Source organism: Microbulbifer epialgicus, assembly GCF_041447265.1.
GTDB lineage: Bacteria > Pseudomonadota > Gammaproteobacteria > Pseudomonadales > Cellvibrionaceae > Microbulbifer > Microbulbifer epialgicus.
Genome location: NZ_JBGMEK010000001.1, coordinates 226,157 through 248,915, shown reverse-complemented (window position 1 = coordinate 248,915; position 22,759 = coordinate 226,157). Strand labels below are relative to the sequence as shown.

The window sequence follows — 22,759 nt, the reverse complement described above, 5'->3', positions numbered from 1 at the left end:
TTGGTGACTGCACTAAAGGTCACTCCTTAAGGCTGTGGTCGCTACTATCAACCAAGGTCACTCCCTAAAGTAGGGTTGGTGCCCGTACTAAAGGTCACTCCTTAAGTAGGATTGGTGGCTGCACTAAAGGTCACTCCTTAAGTAGGGTTGGTGACTGCACTAAAGGTCACTCCTTAAGGCTGTGGTCGCTACTATCAACCAAGGTCACTCCCTAAAGTAGGGTTGGTGACTGCACTAAAGGTCACTCCTTAAGGCTGTGGTCGCTACTATCAACCAGGGTCATTCCCTAGGGTTGGTGTCTGCACTAAAAGTCACTCCTTAAGGCTGTGGTCGCTACTATCAACCAGGGTCACTCCCTAAGTAGGATTGGTGACTGCACTAAAGGTCACTCCTTAAGGCTGTGGTCGCTACTATCAACCAAGGTCACTCCCTAAAGTAGGGTTGGTGCCCGTACTAAAGGTCACTCCTTAAGTAGGATTGGTGGCTGCACTAAAGGTCACTCCTTAAGGCTGTGGTCGCTACTATCAACCAAGGTCACTCCCTAAAGTAGGGTTGGTGCCCGTACTAAAGGTCACTCCTTAAGTAGGATTGGTGGCTGCACTAAAGGTCACTCCTTAAGTAGGGTTGGTGGCTGTACTAAGAGTCGCTACCTAGGGCTGCGATCGTTACCGACAGTCACGGTCAAAATCGCTTCTTGCAGTTCAGACCAAATCAAAATACTCAGAAATCAAACGATCAACCTTGAGCCCTTGTAAGACGGGGATTGCAAATTCTATTACTGGTAATGTAAACAGTACTTACCAAGTTAAAAAGGTGACCATAGGTAAAGAAAAGAGAGTCCTGTTTAAGTGAGTGTTTTTGGCAAACCACCACCTCAGCGAGGTTCTTGGCCCGGTATAGCGGTAGAGTTCATGCCCCTCAAGTGACCAAACGTGCATCCAGGCAGCAGGAAGAGGGTGGTTTGGTTGTCAACCTTGAACGAGCCAAGAAAGCAGGTATCTATGGTGCCAATGTGGTAGGAGACAAGAGAGAGTGGTGACCATACGTGCCACTTGGTAGCGTGAAAGGGGGTAGAGTGACCAAAGGTCACTCCTTAACTTCGCTTCACCCTGAATCCTTTTATAGCGATTGTGGTTAGCACGGGTTCCATAGGGATTAGTACTAATCAAGGAAACTGAGTGACCATTGATCCATCTTAGATAGATTACTGGATAGAGTGATTACATTTTAGCTACAGTAGAGAAAAAGGGGTTAACAACAGCATTGTTAAAACGGGCTGCCCCACCACAGAGGTATTCCCAAAAAATCTCTGTAGCTATCCAGCGACGACCTAGCTCTTCGGCCGCTAAGGCTGTGGTAAGTGAGCCCCCAAATGGTTCTGCGACTAAAGCCCCCAGAGGTGTTAAAAACTCAATAAGAAATTTAGCTAACGCTAAAGGCATTGGTGCACCATGAACTGGCAAGTTCAATTCGCGAGCCCTAGCTTTATATTGTCTCTGACTGTGGCATGTATTAGGTATCGTGATTACATTTTTAGGGATTCTTCCTGGAGTAGCATTGGAATAATTGCCTGGTCTGATTCTGTGGGCTCCATCTGAATAGTCGGCTGAACGCTTTTCGCCACCACTTTGAATTAGCTTGAGGTGCTTTTCAGTGTGGGGGATCAGTACACGATTATTGTTAGATAAAACTTTCAGAGGGTCATTTGAAAACCATAAAATAGGTTCATAGCCGTAGTTAAGTTGAAACCTATGTTCATGTTTACTACACCATTGGACAGGCCCAGGTGGTTTATTGGGGCAATTCCATATTAGACGATCCATCAAACTAAGGCCTAGTCGCTCAGAAAGAGCAATCGTCAACTTCTCAAGATAAAGCGATCGAGCAGGAGATCGGTGTTCGAAAATATCATTAGACAAATTAATTGTAACTGAGCCACCTGGTTTCAACTGTTTAATCATAGGCTCAAGGCTGGAACAAATAAAATCAATATATTGATCGACGTTGACATTACCGTAAGCTCTTGATTGCTTTAATGGATAAGGAGGGCTTGTCAAAACCAAAGAAATTTTTTCATTAAGATTTTTAAATGCGTTTGTACAGTTACCCCAGATTGCAACTCCTAAGTCAGTAGAGAAAGCCACGATTGAGTACTTCGCAGAGACCTTTGTTAGCTGCTTTTTGCCATTCCGTGTAAGCTTCCAAACACCCCTATCACCTGTCTTTTCAATCCAACCCGAAGACTTCATGGTTTGCTGGTGCCAACGAATAGCCCTTTTCAACTTACTTCGAGGTGCACCACTTTTACCAATAGGAGAGCGTGTGTTGAGCTCCCCTTCAGTAATCCCTGCTCGGGCTGCAACTCGGGCATAAAGTGTTTCGTTATCGAGAGGTGAAGATGTTTCACTATAAACATTCTTAACATGATCAAACAATGATAATTGCACGAAAGTCTCCTAAGCAGCTTCGCGAACTAAATCAAAAACACCTCTCTCAACACGGCGAAAATATCGGCTGTCTTGAAGTATCTGGCGAATTTTGCTGTGGGGGTGGTTATTATTGGTTTGGGCGATATACGGCTCAGCTTGCATATAGATTTCAGCGAGAGCCATAGGACCTCCATTTGACATTAAAATTCGTTTCACGGCTGACTTCCATGTGATTGATTTGGTCAGCTCAATTCGCTTCTGAATCGAATATGCGAGAGCGAAACCAAATAATTCATTAGCCTTTTGAAATACGAGAAGCTTCTCATGGGCAATTCGAACAAAATGGCTTCCCCTATATGTCTTACGATCACTGACACAGTTATGCTGTACTTTGATAATTTCGTCGACAAGCTTACCTGGACATAGACGTTCAAGCATTGAGCTGAGGTTATAGTACTCACCTTGATGACGCCAGTTACCAATTAGGATGCCATAGGTTCCTTTAGTTCGGAGAGCATCGTAAATATTCGAAATGGCTAGCTGGCATCCGCTAAGAAAATCTTGGAGTGAAGATGCATGTGAGAGGTCAAAGGGATGTGGCTTGTTGCCCCACATGGCATTCTTACCACTGTATGGGATCATACGCCAATATGGGCTGTGCCAAAAAATAGTACTAGCGCGTTCACCAAGTGTTAGATACAAATCATCCGTGCAAAGATTGAAACCTTTAGAGAGATCGAGTCCGATATATCTGACTCCAAGCTCATTCGCAACATCACGAGATGTACCACCGCCTTCACTCGGATCGACAAACAACCCATCTTGATATCCATAGGTCTCTAAAAAGTCCTTAATCACATATCCGCTACAGTTCCCTCGATATCGTGAATCTCCATAATTACCCCGATTAGGATAAGAAATAACGCTCGATTTAAACACTTGATTCTCCCCTTATAGGTAATGCGATTTACCGCAGTGGTTAGCTCAAAATTGAACGTACCTTAGCTATAAATTGGGCACAAATCAGGTAGAAGCTAAACGTGCAAAATAAACGCACGATGGCGGTGGGCCGGACTTGATCCATCTATTAGTACTATTTAGTGCCATCATAAATGCAGTGTAAATACTGCAAACTTAATTTATTAGAAGAAAAAACTGGAGAAGATTCAAAGTACCACGCTAAATATGTACCTCTGGACAAATAAGCAGAAGCAATAATCAATGCAATCATATAGCAGTCAAAAAAGAGACGAAATTTTCTTCCAGTTCGCAGGAAGAAATGCTGCAACTGCCAATCTGTATACATTGGAGACAGCCAGACATCGATTAGCTACAGGGCAAACATCTGAAGAAGTTAGAAAGCAGACAGGATGGTTTCGTGGGGTAGATAAGAAGTGGCGCTTTGAAATAGAAGATAATGAAGCAAAACTTAGTGAGAAAGTGGCTGGAATCATAGAAAAAGCAAGCGATAATGAACTCACACTTTCCGAAGCCATATCACATGAAAAATTATTTGCTGCATATCCGCAACTACGAAATATTCCAATAGTTTTCAAAGCCAAGGAAAAAAATATAAATGTAGAAGGAGTTGCAGAGATAAGTGATGAGGGCGATGTAAAAATCCATATCAATTCACCACCAAATTCTAATAGTAAAAGTATAATCAGTATCATATTACATGAAATTCAACATGTAATTCAGTCATATGAAAACTTTGCGAGAGGCGGGAACAGGGAAGAATTTGAATACCGACTCGAATCTATTAGTGATGAAATAAATAGCGTAAATGCAGCCAGCATGGCGCAAAATAGGATCAATTTTTTAGAGGAAGAACCTGAAGTAGCGTACGCATATGTTTCACAAACACAAAAAGTGCAATTTGAAAAAATCAGACATTTTGCCAAAACGTATAATTATAATGAACTAAGCGAAAAATATGATCAATTATTAAAAGAAAAGAAAAAACTAGATCCTTATAGAGCATATCGACGGTTGGCTGGAGAGGTAGAAGCAAGGAATGTAGAAAGAAGAGCTAGTTTTACCAATGAACAAATTGAAAAAATCCCACCTCAAGAGACTGAAGATACTGATAGTGATCAAATCATAGTTCGGTTTCATGGTCGTGAAATGAAAGGAATTAAAAACCTCCAAAACCTAAAAAATGAAATGCAGCCAAAAGCAGCTGCGATCTTTAAAGGTGAAAAATTCGCGAAGATAATTCTTACTGATAATTCTGATGTAACATCATTAATTCACGAGGGTGCGCATGTATATTTGGAAGTATTTGATGACATTGTCCACCAGGTAAATACTCCAGCCTCAGTGAAGGATGATTTTAAAATAATACTTAACTGGTTTGAGCTTAATGAAACCGAATGGCGTTCGATGACTACAAACCAAAAACGTAAATATCATGAGAAATTTGCAGAGAGTTTCGAGCAATACATATCAGAAGGTGTATCACCAACGGTTGCATTAAAAAAAGAATTCAATCATTTCAAGGACTGGATGGGAAAGATATACACCTCTGTTAAGAAAGGCATGCCAAACTCAGCCTTGAATAATGAGATGAGGGGAGTCTTTAACAGAATGTTATCTCTTGAAGATAAAAGTTTAGTCCCTATAACAAAAAAACTTCACAAAAAGGTTAATGACAACCTCAGAAATATAGGCATTAGTGAAGTGGAATCAAAAAACCAAGCAGCTATATTCAGTACTGTCATGGCTTCATTCTATGCCCGGTCCAATCTATCAATGACAGATTTCTTGAGGCGATACGACTTTGTTATTGCAAAAACAGATAATTCGATCATAAAAAATGAAGGTATACAGGTGAGTAAAGAAGCTCGTCAAGGGAGAGCTTATGAGCAAGGGTTTGATACATCTGTGATTTGGTATCATGGTGGTTTTTCTGCATTTAAAAAATTTGATATTAGCAAAAGTGGTAGTGGAAGCTTCCACTTTAGCCAAAAAGAAGAATTCGCTTATGATTATGCTGCATCAAAGTCAATGGCAGGTAAGATGGATGCAGATATAGTGGTGCGTGGATTCTATTTGAGAGGAAAGTTATTTGATTTTAATAATGATGATCATGTTAGAAGGCTAAGAAAAATATTGCCGGAAACATTGAATATCAAGAAGCGTTATGGTTTGGCTGCATGGTCAAATGAAATTGCATACTCTAAGAGCGAGTTGTTAGAGAACATACAAGGAATTCAAGTACCTTATACAGGCATAGACGAAGAGCAAAAATTAAATATTAGAAATGGCGGCAAGGAATTTAGTAGAGAAGGGACAAAATGTATTGTTGTTAAATATGAAAGAGAAAAAGATTTAATTCATTACATTCCGAAATGGAAAATGGATAATATCAACAACATTGAAGCAAAAATTAAAAATGCTATAAGGATATACGGTAAAGAGTATCATGAATTAATAGAGTATGAAAAAGAGTTAGTAGCTGAGAAAAATAAGCTGGTGCCATATCAAGTTAAGCTTGATCCAGAAAAAACACTAGGACATGATAATTGGGAAATTCTAGAGTCTCCTGAACTCAAGCCATACTTTAAAAAGTTAGGGTTTAATGGAACCCTAATGAAAGAGCGAAACCAAATTAATGCAGCAATATATGACGCATCCAATATCCGAGAAGTAAATACAGATTTTAATTCCAACCATATAGTTGGAGATAATATATATACACAATTTAATTTGGAGCAAGAACAATTTTTTGAGGAAGATATAAGGAAAAAAATATGGGGAACATTCTTTGAAACAAAAGCAGATCTTAACAAATGGTATGAAGAACTATATGTGAGCAATAAGCATAGTGTCATGGTCGATGGCGTTAAACTTCAAACAATTAATAGCTCAGATATTCGTGAAAAAAATATAAATTACATTAATTTTACAGCTGCGCAGTTATTAAGAGATGTTGGATACGATAGAGCAATAGAAAGAATAAATAAAGAGATATCAAAAATATCACAAACAAATATTAGTCCTGGTCTTTCAATAAGCTTGGATCATGATGTAAAAGTATACCGATCTATATTAAAGCGGATAACTCAATGGAAAGATAAAACCGTAACGTTAGGCGAACAGATACCAGACTACACCGGCTTAAAGCCACCAGAACACAGATTTCTATTGTGGGACAAGCCATTGGTGCAACAAATGGAACCAATAACCACAATCATAAAAAGTGAATTAGGGAATATTGATGATACAACTACAGTTAATAACCTCTATGAGAATATAGCAAATGGCATCAGAGAGAGTGAAAATTTTTACCGTCACAGAGCAGGAAAAATTCTCACCGACCAAGGGTATAATATTGATGAATTGTCAGTACGGGAATTAACGTCAAAATATCTGCATGAAATAGGAATACTTGGGATTAAATTTGAAAATAAAAAAAATATTTCAAACTCAGAAGCTGAATACCTGCTTTTTGAGGATGAAAGATTGCCAGGTTCTATTAGATATAAAAGGAAAAAAAAACCAAGTTCAACATACTCTGCATTGGAAAGCATTATTTCAGCTAAGTTACCTAACCGAGGAACCCCAGATTTATATATCGCCTCATTGCAGGCTTATCAAAGAAAAGGTCTGATTAAGAAAGAAGAGGTTGAGTGGTATGGCTTAGAAAGTCTTCTTGAAGAATATAGAGATAATTCTCCAAAACTAAAAATAGAAAAAGAAGAGTTAATTAATTTTATAAGAAGCAATCAAGTAGAGATTATAGAGCTACTAAATGGTGAACGCCCTGATAATTCTGAAGGAGAATACAGGTACGCAGTAGTCGACCAGTTGATTGAAGTTCTGAGTGATGCGAGAAAATATTCGTTCGGTGCAGCAAATGCTATTCAACAGTGGCATGATAACCCCGATTCTCCGCGAGAATCTGAAGCAGAAGAAGTAATCAATAAATTGCTTTCTGACATCGAAGATGACCACAACGAGCCACTTAATATTTCGTCTATTAAAAAAGATATAGGGGATAAGATTTCTCAGAAACAAACAAAATATTCTGAATATAGAACGTATAGTGGTGGTAAGAACTATAGAGAGCTACTATTAACTCTTCCCAGGCTTATAAAGCCCATTACAAAAGAGGAAGCTGCAAACTATTCAAGGATTGTCTCTGAATTGATTACTAGAAAAAATCAGGTGCTTAAAATTAGAGATGACCTAAAAAAATATGTAAATGGAAATGTGGCTAACATTCCAGTACGTGAATCTGAATTATCGTGGTCCTTTGAAATAAGTAATGACCATGCCTATTGGTTGGGAGTTACTCAGCCGCCTATTCATGTCGGAAAAGGTGTAGCTGCTACTCAAACTGCAGCACAGAAGTACTTTCATCGATATGTTTGTGAAAATCAATTTGATGAAACAATGTCCAATGAAATCAAATTGATAAATGAATATATATCTGAAGGTAAAAATAGAATATCCGGCTCGGTAGGTGAATATCAGAGCATACATTGGAAAGATCATACTAATGTTCTAGCACATTTACGATTTGATGAACAAGTATCCGTAAATGGTAGAAAGACATTGCTTATTCATGAAATACAATCAGATTGGCACCAATCAGGCAGACAGACAGGTTATCAAATACCAGAACCGAAGGAGTTAAATTCAAACTATCAGCGAGAATTTGAAAAACAATATAAGCATGCTCTCGATACTATTAACAATGAACAAATGCCACAGCTGACTGGGCACATAGTAAAAACTGAAAGTAATACTAGTTCGAAATATAAATTGGGCCATTATGATGCAATTTTTCAAGGAGTTAATGTTGGATCTTTTGAAAGTGAAGAAGCAGCAAATCATGAAATAGCAAAACTATGGGCAAGAAATCATCCAAAAGTAAAATATATAAGTGAAGAGATAAAATCCAAAGAAGAATCTGTTCCTAATGCTCCTTTTAAGAAAACATGGTTCCTTTTGGCCATAAAGCATATGCTGAAATATGCAGTAGATCATGGTTATGAACAGCTAGCTTGGGCCCCAGGGCATAAAGTTGCAGAGATGTTTGATCTAAGTAAAAGATTTTCAGAAATTAAATACGATCCAGATGAAGAGTCACTAAAGGTATGGGACCATAACGATTCTTTGATATTTGATGAATTTGATATTAAAGAAGAAAATCTAGAGCAGTATATTGGGAAAGAGTTAACTAATAAGATAATTTTGCAAGTGGATGATCTCCGCCTAAGACGTGAGCAATTTATCATTGAAAATGATGAAGATGAGAGAGGTTATATAGTTTATGATGTAAATGGAGAAATTATGCGTGACTCTGGCGGGAGTATTCTCACTTTTTCATCTAATGAAGATGCCAAAAACTTTGTTAAGAATATAACTCTTAGAGATTTAACACCTTCATTAAAAGATCTTGATGTGAAAGTCGGAGGAGATGCTATGGTAAAATTTTATGACCATATCGTTCCGAACGTAATTAGTCGATATATTAAAGGAATGGATGGGACATTAAATAAATTTTCAAATGAAGAGTTTGGAGAAGCACATGTTATTCCTATTACAGGCAGGTTGAAAAATAGAATTGCCCAAGGCCAGCCACTCTTTAGAAGGGCACCTGACATCACAAATGGATTGTCCGCTGATGAGGTGAAATCGGCTTTGCTACCTATAGCCTCAGATGTAGGAATCCCCGTCACAGTTGTGAATAGAGCCGAGGAGCTACCTAGACGAATACTCAACACAATGGCAAAGGATAGAGCTCTTAATGATACTACAGGAGTTTTTGATAAATTAACCGGAAAAACTTACGTTATAGCTAGGAACATAAGCAGTCCAAAAGAGGCAATAATGACTTATCTGCATGAGAATGGTCATGCAGCATTTAGAGCCGCCACAGGAATGAATTATGCGAAAGTGCTAGATAGTATATATCTTAAATTACCTCCAGGCACAATTGAGAACATTTACAATAAAAATAAATCACAGCTATTTAATCTTACACCAGAAGAACGTCGCAGAGTTATTGCGGATGAATGGGTAGCGAATATAGCTGAAACCAATCCAAATAATACGTTTATACAAACTGTAGTATCAACCATAAGAAGTTGGTTGAGAGAAATAAAACCAGATCTTGCTTTCACTAAGGAAGACATTGTTGAGTTATTGAAGAAAGGAAGAAAATCATTAAAGACTACTGTAGATATCGTAGAAAAAGGGTTACTTAGAGATTCTCCTATTCTAGAGCAGTCCCTGCTTAGGACCATATCTACCAGGTCAGATGCATTTAAATATGGAAAAAATATTGATGGAAGTACGATAGAAAATGCCCTTAAAGATGTTTTTAAGGGTGGAGTAGAGGTTGAAGTATCTGAAAGTAATTTGTATCACGAAGATCCAAATGCCGAAGCTATTTTTACCGTAAACTTGTCTATGGGAATGAATAAGGCCGATGTTACTTTGTTTAGTTTGGGAAAAAATAAATGTTTTGAACAAATATTTTCCTCGACAGGTAGCGGGCTTGGTGCTCCTCTATATCAAGCTCTTTTTGCTTGGGCACATGATAATGAAAGTATACTAACGCTCGATCCAGAAGGAATAACTGATATAAATTTACTGCGGAGAACTGAAGCGGCGATTAGCTCCGCATTAAGATTTGATACAACTAGGCATATAGAAATGTATCCAGAATCATATATTGGGCTCCTTCCTGATAGTGATTATGAAGCAATAACGGAGTATCGAAAAAATATAACAGATCTTCGTTTTGATGATGATCTAGTTGAGAAATCTCAGGAAGAGCTGGACCAATTGATTTCTCCTCCCAAAGAAAGCTACCGAAAGCTGAGAGACATTTTTGAGAAAATGTGGTCTGATAAAGATTGTAATGATAAAAAAGATATTACGGCTAAAAATCTTGAAGGTATGATAGCTGCTTCACGCGCCCTAGTTTTCCGTAGAGTTCCGGAATTAACAAATTATACCTTAGATAGGGATAAATGCCTGATTGACACTCGTACTGGCCACAAAGTAGATAAATCACAACTACCAACGAATCCTAAACAAGGGGTTGGAGTAACCACAGCTCTACGTGCTATTGTTTCTGGGATCTGTTTGGATTTAAGTAATCTAGGAGGGGGCTATGACAACCAAATCGATACGTACGAGAGAGAGCTACTCTATCGTAAAAGCCAAAGTGATTTATCGACCGACACCAAGAGATGGCGAGAGCAGGCAAATAAGGAGGCCAAAGACGAGCCATCTTCTTCAGCAAGAAGACGATTTGGAATATGAAAGTGAAAAAGTAAGTAAATAAATCTGAGACTAATACTTAAGTTGGGTTAAACCTGTCACGAGTCAGCTTTTGATGACAGTAATAAGGTTGGCTCAACATTTTTATCTTGAAAATAAATTCAAGGGATTTGTTACGGAGCTAACGTCACTTCAAAGGTGGAATTTTATTTGTTAGTTTTACGGTGTACGCCAAACCTGGCTGCATACCATTTCGATAATGGCTATTAACCCATACTTCAAACTGATCCTCACTAATGTTCCTTACAGAGTTTAATGAAACTCTTTTTGCACTAGACAGCTGTTGTTGGAATATATTAGTAGCAAGGCACTTATTCCCATGAGATAGAATTTCAAAGTCTTCATGGTCTGCATATATTGAAATTACATACCATGTATTTATAGGTGAATTACTAATAGTCATGTCATCAGTCACGATTTCAATTTCCAGGGCGTATTATATCCATAAGTTTCTACCTCAATACTCTTAACAATTCAGCTTACCTTACCTTCCATTCTAAATAAAAAGCTCAAGGAAGTCTCGAAATAATAAACAATAGCAATACTCCACCAAAGCAAGCAACTGATACTCCTTTTCCTGAGTTGCCTTGACTAAAAGAGGAGAAAATGCCTGCCAGGCTTATGTGAGTAATGAGGACAAGAGCAAGGCCGATCAGGATTGCGCCAAAAATGCTAAGAGAATCGGTAGAAAAATAGGGAAGGTTGTCCATTAAACCTAGCACCAACAAAACTAACGGGAAGGCAAAATATAATACCATCAAAAACTTATATTCCAGAGGATTGTTCGACTTAAAGAGTGTCATCCAAGACTTTAATGCTCCCATACCTGATGCTCCTTTGACTTTGGCGTGCCAAGTATATTCATATACATTGATTTGAAATTAAGGTTGTAAATCAATGGTATCCGATCAATTAGCGGACTGTAAAACACTCTTAGAGCGCCTCTTTGCTATGAATATGTAGCAAACCGTGTGATTTTTTTTAAAAAGTGAAGATTTTGCGTTAGTTTCTGTGCCTGGTTGAATACACTTGGACTACGGATTTACGAAACGGGAGTACAAGTGTGGCTGAATTTTCGTCTGATACAATTTTGACCGATATCTGCGCCGGGCGCACCGAATTAGAACAGCTAGGAAGGCACTTTAATAAGGAGGCGGCTCAACGATCAGATACGACAGATATGGAAAGCGTAGCAAAGTTAAATGCAACCGTAGATGCAATCTTCGAGCTTGAAGACATATCGCTTTCTGATAGTGAAAAGAAGTTAGTTAAACAGTTAGACCAACTTAACTGGACTGACGAGCAGGTAGTGCTGTTTCTTCAAGCTATGGGGCGGGTATAAATATGGCATTGGAGACATTTGAAAAATTAATTCTACACCGGAACTTCCGTTCAGCCTTGGGCGATAATCTAACTAGTACCTTTAATTCAGATCACCTGCAACATATTCACCAGAAACTGTGTAATGGTTTAGATCACCTAGAAGATAAGTTGAAATCAGGTGAGCTCCGAGTAGATATGGGTGCGTTAAGACTTTTGGGCGCAGAGCTAAACAAGATAGCTCCAAATATGATGGCTTCAAATGATAAACAATTTGTAGCAGAGAGAACAGCTTATGTGATGAGTAGGGTTGAATCTATACGCCCTTTCCATAGTCTCAATTCAATGGTTGCAAAGCTTTTTAGTCACAATTTGGCGCAGACCGCTGGGTTTAATATCGACTGGCCGAGCATGGATAAAGACGGTTTGTCATCAGCAGTTAAATCTGCCAAAAATGGTGATAAACAATTGCTGACACGGTACATTGAAGCTCATTTGAAACCTATGATTGAAACTCGAGCGAAAGCTGGGGTAGTGAATCAGATAGGAGATGATTTTTCACAACGGGTGGCTGAATTTAAAGCACAGCGCGCGCCTGAATCAGAGGTTAAAAGCCGGGGACTCAAAGTAAGAGTTTAACTCCTCAGAAGTATTCTTTAAGCAAGCCCATAAAACAAATCAACTACTGCAAACTAGAAAAGATCTGATAGATCTGGAGTTATCCATACAGCACTGTCATCATGTTGCAATACGTGAGATACAACCAGGTGACTAAAAGGCATTCATCAATGACAACTGAAGCGATCAATCTTAGCGAAGTCTTAAAGCGAATTGACGATAGAATTGGAAATGATAATCTTGAGGTTCCCGGTATAGCTAATGAGAACTTAATCACTATTATTAATAGTGAATTTTTTGATAAGTTTTTAAATCGTAAAATTTATAGTTGGGTTATTCGTACATATCTTGCTAACGCAAAGATACAAGAACGTATTACGGACGAACAATTTGAAATATACCTTTCGCAAATCAAGACAAGACAAGGTATGGAACAGTTAGCCGTGTCAATTTTGCTGTCATCAGTTTCTGCACAGGGAGGTCTACAGCAACTAAAGGCAATTCCAGTAGCTAAGTCTGGTTCTGTCAAGAAAGAAGTCTCGGTAATGAAGTATGTTGGTTTAGATACAGAAGAATCTTCTGAATGCCATCTTTCAATTTTACCACATTAACCTTCAATTTAAGTCCAAGATTCAGTCTAACTAAAGCCCTAGTAGACTGAATCAACTTCCCTAACGGTATCAACAATAGATATAACTGCATTAAAAAAAACTGGAATTACTATTAATTCCTTCTCCGAATTCTTCATAGCTTTATATACATTGGGGTCGTTTAATATTTCATTTGAATCTCCAATTATTTTATTTATATCTTTCATCCAACTAATTTTTTTTTCATAAATATATATCGGTGAATGTTTTAGTTTCGAGGTAAGAGAAAAATATTCTGATATTGAACCTGAGAAAAATAACAGCAAAGTGAAAAGTATCAGCATTGGCAATACCCAAGTAACACTTGAATAATTATGGATTATTTCGTTTAGTGAGAAAATCATTAAACCTAATGACACGGTTACTATATAATTTCTTATAGCATTATATTTTCGAATCACAGCTAACAGTTCTGTGCGATTAGCATCCAGCCATTTCCGGAATTCAAGGAACAATTCAAGATTGAATTCTATATGACCCATAAGCTCACCAAAGGTTTATTAATTTATAAGCTACCCGCCTAAAAATTAATTGTGCATGAAGTATGGGCAATATGCTACTAGAAAGCACTAATGTGCTGTATATATGCATGATAGGGGGAGTTGTTGAGTTTTAAATACAGAAATTATTGTATTTTATATTCATTCAATATGCCGTTCACATGCAGAAAGAGAATAGAAATAACCTTTCGGTAAAAATGGTAATTATTTTTTATAGATGCAGTATATATGCATGAAGAAAGCTAAAACATGCGGGTGTATTGCGCGAAAGAAAAAAAACATATGAAAAAGGAAAAAAACTCTTTCAAAGAAGTAAATAAAGTTGTATTCACAATTCTCGCAAGGTAGCGAACGACAAATTGTGATAATGCTTCGGGGGCATTAAACATGAGATCAGCTTTAAATATAAAACAACAGGTTCATGAGGGTGCGGAGGTTTATGCGATTATTGAAGGAATACCTATCGCACTGCCAAGCAAAGCTAAATATATCTGCCAGGATAGACGCGGATGCTGGTTCTTTTGCACAAGGCGTCCACGAATAAAAGATGGAGATTGGACACCAAACAAAGTACCAATCCAAATGATTAATGAGAGTGGTAGATTGATAGCAAAAGTACTGATCACCAGCCCCAATATCAATTGGACAAAAACCTTACAAACTACAATTAAGCGTGCTCAGTTACCAATGCAACATTGATAGGTTATATCTTTTGAAAGATGCCTGTCTCAATTTCGTCAAGGCGGTGGATGTACCATTTATCTACCGCTACTCTATTTTTAACAAACCAATCAGTAAAGTTGACGATAATTTTTGGAACGATATCTTCCCATTGTGCCCTTGATATCTGAAGTGCCACTCTATCGAATATGGTTTTTTCTTGCAGCAGTATTTCTAATTCCTCCATATCACCAGGACATTCTCCATGCTTCCCTAGTTCCATAAGCATCTTCATCCATGGGTTATCTTTAATCCTCCGCATTTTTTTTTCAGAGGAAATAAATATATTTTTTAGGCTTGTATTGGTCGGGAAATTCTTTGCGACTAATGAGTTGTGTAGAAATATTGGTATATGCGTCAAAAGTAGTTTACGCAAATCTTCTTCTTGCATAACGACCATTTCATTTACGAAGGGAGGTAACAAAATGTTATTCCCCACCTTATCTAATGCTGGAATCTCCGGTACGCTAGCTAAACCTGTGCGAATAATTACATTATGAATGTATGGAACTCGTCTAGAAAGCGAAAATAAGTGCATGATGCTATCCAATATTATCAGGTTGTTAGCAATACATTAGCCTTTGCGTTGATATGTATCTATAACAAAATCAAGAAAAGTGAGATTAGTGGATGCAAGGAAGATAGGAAGTATAAGAAAATCGATACTGAAGCAAAGGAGTTGATCGACTCCTTCATGTAATGTAAGAACATTAATCGATGGTTACTACACGTAAATTCGAGGGTGATATGATAATAAATTGTAAGAGATATACCTTATTAATTTCTCTAATAGCAGCCTTAACCGGCTGTAAAAAAGTAACCACAAGTGTTAGCCAGTATCCAATGATTTCCTCTGAACTAGGAAGTGGTCCCTGGCAAGTAACAACATATGAAGGAAAGAAAATTCTACATGAAACAATTGCACTAGACGGCCGTTCGGTGGCTGTTAGGTCCGAATCCGTCTATATCAATAATGAAAGTAAATTTGTCTATCGTGATGGAGCACCGATTACCACCTATGATGGTAAATACATTTACTGGAATGTTGACGGATTGTTAATTAATCGACACCTACAGGTTATTCCGGAGGATCAAGTCTTTATTGTTGATGGTAAACCTATGCAACGTAATACAGCTATACTCCTACGCGATTATCACAAGTAGTCATCAGAATCTATACCGGTTGACATTTATAAAGTTTTATGGCCCCCCAAAAAGTACGAGCTGCTAGTATCAATGACCCTACAAAAATAAATAGGTACCCAATATTTATATACGCGGTTAGAATGCCAACCACCAAGAACGCCAGCGTCCACCAAAATGTGTGGCGCTGCCACCTAAAATGACTTTCCCCAAGTGTTTTATTAATCTTATTCTTCATCAAATAATTCAAGACAATTGACAGCAAAAGTGAAACTCCTACTACAATGCCAAAACCCTGAAGTGCGTATCCAATAAGTCCCCAGGTTCTTGCTCGAATGTCCGCCTTGTTCATGCTATTAAGTGGGTCCATAGTCATCTCCATAGCTAATGGGTTAATTTACATATATTAGTGTGAGCCGCTGATAGAGCGCTATCGTAGCTACATTATGTCTAACGTTGAAACTGGAAAGCCAACAAAAAAGTAAAAAATCAGAAGATCAGCCAGGTCGGACTTCGGGTTCTCATCTACTACAATAAATTACTTAGGGATGATGTGCCCTAGAACATGGTACTTTCTTAAAATCACATCAATATCGACATACATAGAGACATCAAGATGTTTTTATCAAAGTAATTTTAGGTAACCAAACGATACCGAAAACCGCATCAAGAGATATAACTAAAGTATTAAATTCCAGTTAAGTGCCGAAAAACGCAATTAAAGGTTGCCAATGTAATTACTTTTATGGATTACTAGCAATAAATAATTTGACAATAATTCAGGACACTTTATGGCTAATACAGAATTTGCAGTAAAAAGGGTTTTCAATTATATGAGCTACCTATGGCAGGAGCATGAGACTCTTTCGGAAGAGCGTCGTAAACTAGAGAGCTCAGCAGAACATTTAAAAATACAGCTTCGCAAACTTGAGAGAAATTTGGTTAAGATAATTTTTAAAAAGTCAGTTCGCTCTATGATTTCTTGTTTGAGGGAACGACTTGCCATTATAAAAAGGAGTTTATCTAACATTGTTCAACGAAGCTTAGAAATTACGAAAGCAACAAACAGCTGGGCACATATTTTGGCGCCCTAAATGAATTTTTATTTTAGTGACTACTGCCGAAAATATACCCTTGGGCTATAAATGTATTGACGATATTTTAAGTGAGTGATAAGTATGTGCTTAGCTGGGTTAAAGGACATGAGATAATATGGGCACTAATTTTTGGGAAATTTCTAGATGCTACTAAGGCCGGATTATGGAAGAGCAAGATTTATTTATTGACGAACCTGTAATACATAAATTACGAATTGGCGAGCGTTGCCAGCACAATAAATTCCTCCTTGATGAATCTCTAGAAAGTGTTATTTGTGGAATATGTGATACTCCATTAGATCCAATGTGGGTTATTCAGCAATTTGCTAATGCAGAACATCGGCTATTTATGAGGATGAAATCACTAGAGGAAATTGCAAGGAAAGCTGAAGCGAAAAACCGATGTAAATGTGAACACTGTAATAAAATGACTAGAATTCAACGGAGATGATTAAATGCCTATTACATTTTTTATTTAGCCTCCAAAAATGGAGGCTAAATAAACATAACCTCTAGTTATCTAGTGAAATAACAGGCTGAGGGCTTGTGTCGCTACTTAATACTAATAGTAGATTGGACGCCAGAGAAGCCTTTTGCTGTTTATCTAATTCGACATTAGTTTTGTTGTTACTTTCTTCTAATTTAGCCACAGTTTGGATGACGACATCGGTTGCACCCTTTACGAGTTTTGTTCGAGCATTTAGGTAAGCATTAGCTTGCTGAACTCTTAACATAGCACTTGCAATTTCGGGTGCATATGCAAGATCGACTAGATTGGCTGTAACTACTTTGACACCGGCAATATTGAGTCGCTCTTGTGCTAAGGATCTCATTTCTTCACTAATTACTTTGTTTGAAGTTCTTAGATAGAGCTCCTCTACCTCTTCTCCTTCTAGCGATTCCTTTTTTTCTGTCGTTTTGTCTCTGTCTACTATTACATTACTATTGCCATCATAATCGTACCGCGAAATTATTATTCTAAGGCAGACGGAAAAAACTTCAGATACGTATTCGTTAACACTTTTATCGATATTAAAAACTGAGTCTGCTGGACGTTCCACGTACCACTGTCCTTGCATCGCAGCCATTATCGGGTTTCCACTTTTATCATTGATCTTCGCAACCGGCGTGCGAGAGATATCTGAACGAGTACTGACTTTATGGATTGCATATAAAGGATTTCTCCAAAGTAGACCTTGGCCAACTAAGTTCCCTCGATTTGCCCCAAAAAGTTGGGCTACAGCAACTATTTTGGGACCGAGTTGATAAAATCCGAAGATGGAGATCAATACTACAATTAGGCAAAAAATAGCAAGACCATAAGAATGGAAACGAACAGCTGAAAGGCCAATAGCTCCAATTACAAAAAGCACTCCAAGCGCGATCCAACCATTTATAGCTTTACGGGTACCGTACTCATCAACGCTTGTTAAGCTTAGCTCTACATTTTTCACTTGTTACACCCTCCTAGCAGTTTTAAGTCTTTATCTGTGGAAATATGCCGGGGAGATCAATACATAACCATCTATTTTCTTACTTTTTATCAATTAACGACGATATATAGATATTACGTCCGTGCTAACCATTTACTTTCTGCACCTTGGGTATTAGATAAGTCAAGTAATACCAGGAGCAAACTCCTTACGCTTGTTGAGGGGAGCCTGGTGAATAGTGCTCTAAGCATAGTCAGTGGGACATGCTGATAAGGTCAAATAAGAAGCCAGCATAAAACATCCTACTACTACAAATTCTAGTCAATGTTCTCTGGTGGCCTATTGCTCAATCTCGATTGTTGACGCTTTCAGGAAGTGTAAGACAACTTATACAACTGTCTAAGGCCTACACAAAGCCTAGCGGAAGTGAGCAGGTGGTGGTGAGAGACTACCGGCCGTTCAAATAGAGCTTGACTCAATGGTCTCATGTGGCCATAAATTGACCAACAACAGGTCCTTGAAGTGGCGGCTTTCAGTAAATGTAGCATGTTGTACAATTTTTACTCAGGGGGGCAGATAAGACTTTGATGTGGAACCTGAGGCCAAATCTGATTGAAGTTAAACACACGACGGCTTAGAAACCAGATCAAATATACGTTTCCACTAAATACTGCCTGGTACATATATGCAAGACGATTGACAAACTACCTGTCATTCGGTGCCAACACCTGTGATCACATTAAGGTTCTGGTGAAGCTGGGGTTTCCGCTTGGTTTAATAATTCTTTTAGATCCTTAAGTTCTGGTAGGTCCTTTAAGCTCTTAAAGCCGAAGTGGTTAAGGAACTCTTTGGTTGTACCATAAACAGTCGGTCGCCCCATACTATCCCGCTGACCAAGGGATTTGATCCACTGATTCTCGAGTAGGGTATGCATGATTGAACTACTTACAGCAACCCCACGTATGTGTTCAATATCACTACGAGTCACTGGTTGACGGTGGGCAATAATTGAGAGGGTCTCCATCATCGCCCGAGAAAGACGGGAGGGGCTGTCGTCCCATAGCTTGTTGATCCATGGAGCAAGCTCCTTCTTTGTCTGTAGCCTAAATCCACTAGCTACCTCTACCAGTTCTACACCTGTGCCTTCAAAAGAGTCGGCTATTTCTTCAATCAAAGATAGGAGCTGACCCCTCGTAGGCATCTCATCAACATCAAAGATGTCTGCGAGCTCATCTATCGCCACAGGGCGTCGGGCAGAGAGTAATACCGCCTCTAAAATACGACGGTTACTAGGTTTTGAACCTACTCCAACTTGGGCTGGTTGTTCTGAGTCGCAGCTAAACCTCTCAAGTGCTGCGACATGTTGGCTAAATAGGTCCATTTGGGGCCTGGCTTTCTCCTAACTGCTAGGTTGCTTGTATCAAGTAGAGTGAGTGTAAGGGCTTGACCACCTAAACAGAAGAAAAAGGATACGAAAAGTCGCTTTTCGCTGGCAAATGCTACTTCTATCAATCTGCACTTTTCAGCATTTTTCCTTCGGGAGTGAGCCAAGGGGGGGCATATACTGCCGTAAATCGCATCCATATGGGACTGTATAGTGAAAAGAATAGGTTACTTCGACGGTTTGAGAGGGGTAGCGGCGCTAGTCGTTGTAAATGAGCATCTGTTGAAGTTATTTTTTGCCTTGGCATTTTCGGATGCAGCATTGAGGGCGGCAGGCTCAGGCATCATTGAGCAGATGTCATTTCCTCCTTTCAATATGCTGCATAACGGCGCATGGGCTGTATGTATATTCTTTGTGTTGTCAGGATATGTCCTTAGCTATAGCTTCTTTAAAACAGCGAGTGTTGGCCAAGCTGATTTGGTAGGCAAAGTGGCTGCTCGTTATTTACGTCTTGCGATCCCAGTTACAGCTAGTCTGATTTTCGTTTGGGTGTTAATGCTGCTAGGGGCATTTCAATTTGAAGAGGTTGCATTAATCACTCAATCCCAGGAAATAAACCAATACGGCAGTATTCCAACGTTCACCGATATTTTTAAACAAGGTTTTGGAAGTGCTCTATTCTTGGATGACCTTCGTTACAACCCGCCACTTTGGACAATGAGTGTTGAGATGATAGGTTCAATTGGTATTTTTCTCTTTCAAGCAATATTTTTGAGCTTTCAAACCAATAAGTATGCATTTGAAATACGAATTTTTATCTATTTCATAAGTATAGTTCTTATTTTTCCAACTTTATACACTGGCTTCATTCTTGGGATGATGCTTTGTGATATTCAAAACAATGAAAAAACAAACAAAATCTTGGAGAAATATTCGAAATACTGGGTTCCCTTCTCTCTAATTATCGGAGTGATGCTGTGTGCCTACATGATTAGAGGTCTCTACACCAACCCCTACAAAATTATAACTATTCAGGAATTTCATCCTTACCACGAATACCTTTATAATACGTGGGGCGCATTTTTTCTAATTGCGGGGATGTCTTACTCCAAGAAGTTCGTTTCAATACTTGGTAAAGCTATTCCTAGATTTATTGGTAGAATTTCGTTTTCACTTTATTTAACGCATTACACGGTAATGAGTAGTCTAACTGCATATCTATATTTGTACCTTCCATTCGATAACCATGTGGCCAAGGTGTTTTTTGCAATAGCATTATCACTGCCCGTTATGTTTCTTGTTGCCTACTTTTTTGACAAGTTAGTAAACAAACCGACAATTATTGCAGCTGATTTTGTTAAACGAAGATTAATATTAAAAATAGCAAGAAGAAAACCAAACCTCAGCAGAGAGATACTTATAAGTAGGAATTAGAGAGAAACGTAGATTATCCATGAATTTATGTGAGGCTTATCAGGCAGGAAAGTGAGGAACGATGAGGAAAGATAAGAAATACGTATGTTTTCTCTTGGTAATGTTAATAATAAGTGGATTATATGGTGTACATTATTTTATCTATGGAAGCTGGGGATTTTACAATCTAATAAATGGAGAGCTGATACCCCCCGAAAGACAATTCTGTCATATACGAGAGTTACATGATGTAAATCATTTGATTCTCCGCATGGAAATATGGGCAAAACTTACTTTTCTTATAAGTATTCTTATTTTCTATACAGTAATATATACCTTAGTTAAAACTCGAATCAAGAAAATGGCTAGAGATGGAAATAATAATGCTAAATACCTTTGTTGGTTGGATAGAGAGTATTAAAAAAAATAGAATAAATCATCTGAGAGTTAGTGATTTTTACTTGTGTGTAATGGTCAATGGAATAATCTTGGTTTGCGTTGGGTGGTTAATCGACAGTCTGAATATTCAAATCTTTGGATACACATTGTTTTTTCTCATGTATGCAAATATTAAGATTTTGCGTTACATCGAGGCAAAAAAGTTGACTTGAACCAAGCTATATTAGCTACTAGTCGGTAGCTATTAAAAGATCTGATAACATTTGAATGTCTGGCTCGCAATTTGAACCAAGGGTATTTTCTGCGTCCCATAGTGTTGGGAAATTGCTACTGATACTATCAGCTGGAAGTAAGCCAAGTTTTATATTGATAATTACATCTTGACTATATATCGCCCCTTGGATATTTAGTGAGCTATCACATCTTCTCAAAGAGAATAAGATAGACTGCAGCCCTATTCTAGCCTCCTTATTAGAAAGTGGGAAAATTCCATTTAAATGGTATGTTTTAAATCGCATGTGATCATCTACAACATATTCATTGATATTGAAGAGTAAGATCTCGAAGGGATAATCGAGATCATCAACATGTAGGCCTGGGTCATTATCAGCCTTAACAAGAAGCAGAGTACGATTGTCAATTGACATTCCGCTTAACTTAACAGGGTGATTTAATTGATTCCATACACTAAATGCATAGTCTCTGGAATATATTGGATCAGCAATAATGGGGTTGTTCCCAATTCCTGAAAGCCAATCTGTTCGTACTCCAAAAATCTTACTTAGAGCCTCCTTTAATGCAGGTGTATATTGCTCGAGCAAAATTTTATCATTGGACATGCCGCCCAATGGAAAGTTGTTTTGACCATAAGAGTCAATAATTTGCTTCACATGAATTTGAGGGACCCGATGAGCCTCGAATAGGTACTTAAACCGATCGACAGCTAATTGAAGTTCAGTCATGACGGGTTCTTGCGTGGCAGATGCGACAGCATTGAGAGTGAGAGACATCATATCTTGCATGCTAATATTTAAACGCTTTGCGTGGTAGCTGTAAAAATGAGCTGCTTTGGCATTTGGGCGTATAGTAGTTGGCGTTGGTTTTGCTTCATAGTTACCCCCTTCAGATGGATTTGGGGGAACTGGAACATTAAATAGCTGCTCAACTAATTGATTGAGGGATACTTTTTTTCTGACCATTCTATTTTCCATAAAAAGCAAAATTTCTATTTTCTGGAACATGAATTTATCGTAGCGGGTTTAAAAAAATGAATAATATCAACACGTTAACCTCTTTCCTTCTCGCTTGACACTATATGTATGTACGATACGTTCTTCGCTACTGAGAAT

18 protein-coding genes are annotated in these 22,759 nt (G+C 38.2%); 9 read left to right on the top strand and 9 right to left on the bottom strand.

Annotation, left to right across the window (positions count from 1 at the left end; all coding sequences use genetic code 11):
* Window positions 1-1,220 precede the first annotated feature (1,220 nt).
* Window positions 1,221-2,447 carry a DNA methyltransferase gene (locus tag ACCI49_RS01335; RefSeq protein ID WP_371837167.1) on the bottom strand — a complete coding sequence of 409 codons (1,227 nt, stop codon included), beginning with the start codon at window positions 2,445-2,447 and terminating at the stop codon, window positions 1,221-1,223.
* 9 nt (window positions 2,448-2,456) lie between these two features.
* Window positions 2,457-3,368, bottom strand: coding sequence for a DNA adenine modification methylase (locus ACCI49_RS01330; protein ID WP_371837166.1), 912 nt, complete (start codon window positions 3,366-3,368; stop codon window positions 2,457-2,459).
* 282 nt (window positions 3,369-3,650) lie between these two features.
* On the opposite strand from ACCI49_RS01330, the gene ACCI49_RS01325 reads away from it, so the two are divergent.
* A complete protein-coding gene (locus ACCI49_RS01325; protein WP_371837165.1) occupies window positions 3,651-10,715 on the top strand; it encodes an LPD23 domain-containing protein in 7,065 nt (2,354 codons plus the stop codon).
* Window positions 10,716-11,242: 527 nt separating this feature from the next.
* On the opposite strand, the gene ACCI49_RS01320 is transcribed toward ACCI49_RS01325, so the two are convergent.
* Window positions 11,243-11,557: a hypothetical protein gene (locus ACCI49_RS01320; protein ID WP_371837164.1), complete on the bottom strand. Its 315-nt coding sequence runs from the start codon at window positions 11,555-11,557 to the stop codon at window positions 11,243-11,245.
* Window positions 11,558-11,796: 239 nt separating this feature from the next.
* Between ACCI49_RS01320 and ACCI49_RS01315 the strand changes: the two genes are divergently transcribed.
* From ACCI49_RS01315 to ACCI49_RS01305, 3 genes are all read left to right on the top strand, one after another.
* Window positions 11,797-12,075: a hypothetical protein gene (locus ACCI49_RS01315; protein ID WP_371837163.1), complete on the top strand. Its 279-nt coding sequence runs from the start codon at window positions 11,797-11,799 to the stop codon at window positions 12,073-12,075.
* A gap of 2 nt (window positions 12,076-12,077) precedes the next feature.
* Window positions 12,078-12,692 (top strand): hypothetical protein, encoded by a 615-nt coding sequence (locus ACCI49_RS01310; protein WP_371837162.1) that lies wholly within the window; start codon window positions 12,078-12,080, stop codon window positions 12,690-12,692.
* Window positions 12,693-12,841: 149 nt separating this feature from the next.
* Window positions 12,842-13,282 carry a hypothetical protein gene (locus ACCI49_RS01305; protein ID WP_371837161.1) on the top strand — a complete coding sequence of 147 codons (441 nt, stop codon included), beginning with the start codon at window positions 12,842-12,844 and terminating at the stop codon, window positions 13,280-13,282.
* A gap of 38 nt (window positions 13,283-13,320) precedes the next feature.
* Here ACCI49_RS01305 and ACCI49_RS01300 read toward each other — a convergent pair whose 3' ends face one another.
* Complete coding sequence (locus ACCI49_RS01300) at window positions 13,321-13,803, bottom strand: hypothetical protein (RefSeq protein WP_371837160.1); 483 nt, start codon at window positions 13,801-13,803, stop codon at window positions 13,321-13,323.
* A gap of 405 nt (window positions 13,804-14,208) precedes the next feature.
* On the opposite strand from ACCI49_RS01300, the gene ACCI49_RS01295 reads away from it, so the two are divergent.
* Window positions 14,209-14,520, top strand: a complete 312-nt coding sequence (locus ACCI49_RS01295) for a hypothetical protein (protein ID WP_371837159.1) — start codon at window positions 14,209-14,211, stop codon at window positions 14,518-14,520.
* Window positions 14,521-14,524: 4 nt separating this feature from the next.
* Here the strand turns inward: ACCI49_RS01295 and ACCI49_RS01290 are convergent, their stop codons facing one another.
* Window positions 14,525-15,079: a hypothetical protein gene (locus ACCI49_RS01290; protein ID WP_371837158.1), complete on the bottom strand. Its 555-nt coding sequence runs from the start codon at window positions 15,077-15,079 to the stop codon at window positions 14,525-14,527.
* A gap of 179 nt (window positions 15,080-15,258) precedes the next feature.
* On the opposite strand from ACCI49_RS01290, the gene ACCI49_RS01285 reads away from it, so the two are divergent.
* On the top strand, window positions 15,259-15,705 hold the full coding sequence (locus tag ACCI49_RS01285) for a hypothetical protein (RefSeq protein WP_371837157.1): 447 nt from the start codon (window positions 15,259-15,261) through the stop codon (window positions 15,703-15,705).
* A gap of 10 nt (window positions 15,706-15,715) precedes the next feature.
* On the opposite strand, the gene ACCI49_RS01280 is transcribed toward ACCI49_RS01285, so the two are convergent.
* Window positions 15,716-16,054: a DUF4870 family protein gene (locus ACCI49_RS01280; protein ID WP_371837156.1), complete on the bottom strand. Its 339-nt coding sequence runs from the start codon at window positions 16,052-16,054 to the stop codon at window positions 15,716-15,718.
* 421 nt (window positions 16,055-16,475) lie between these two features.
* Here ACCI49_RS01280 and ACCI49_RS01275 point away from each other — a divergent pair, with 421 nt between their 5' ends.
* Together ACCI49_RS01275 and ACCI49_RS01270 are read left to right on the top strand one after the other, a co-directional pair.
* Window positions 16,476-16,778 carry a hypothetical protein gene (locus ACCI49_RS01275; protein WP_371837155.1) on the top strand — a complete coding sequence of 101 codons (303 nt, stop codon included), beginning with the start codon at window positions 16,476-16,478 and terminating at the stop codon, window positions 16,776-16,778.
* A gap of 166 nt (window positions 16,779-16,944) precedes the next feature.
* Window positions 16,945-17,232, top strand: a complete 288-nt coding sequence (locus ACCI49_RS01270; RefSeq protein WP_371837154.1) for a hypothetical protein — start codon at window positions 16,945-16,947, stop codon at window positions 17,230-17,232.
* Between the two features lie 61 nt (window positions 17,233-17,293).
* On the opposite strand, the gene ACCI49_RS01265 is transcribed toward ACCI49_RS01270, so the two are convergent.
* Window positions 17,294-18,235, bottom strand: a complete 942-nt coding sequence (locus ACCI49_RS01265; protein WP_371837153.1) for an SPFH domain-containing protein — start codon at window positions 18,233-18,235, stop codon at window positions 17,294-17,296.
* A 718-nt stretch (window positions 18,236-18,953) separates the two neighbouring features.
* Window positions 18,954-19,595, bottom strand: coding sequence for an SMC-Scp complex subunit ScpB (gene scpB / locus ACCI49_RS01260; protein WP_371837152.1), 642 nt, complete (start codon window positions 19,593-19,595; stop codon window positions 18,954-18,956).
* Window positions 19,596-19,811: 216 nt separating this feature from the next.
* Here scpB and ACCI49_RS01255 point away from each other — a divergent pair, with 216 nt between their 5' ends.
* Window positions 19,812-21,032, top strand: a complete 1,221-nt coding sequence (locus tag ACCI49_RS01255) for an acyltransferase family protein (protein WP_371837151.1) — start codon at window positions 19,812-19,814, stop codon at window positions 21,030-21,032.
* A 608-nt stretch (window positions 21,033-21,640) separates the two neighbouring features.
* Here ACCI49_RS01255 and ACCI49_RS01250 read toward each other — a convergent pair.
* Complete coding sequence (locus ACCI49_RS01250) at window positions 21,641-22,651, bottom strand: hypothetical protein (RefSeq protein ID WP_371837150.1); 1,011 nt, start codon at window positions 22,649-22,651, stop codon at window positions 21,641-21,643.
* Window positions 22,652-22,759: the final 108 nt, after the last annotated feature.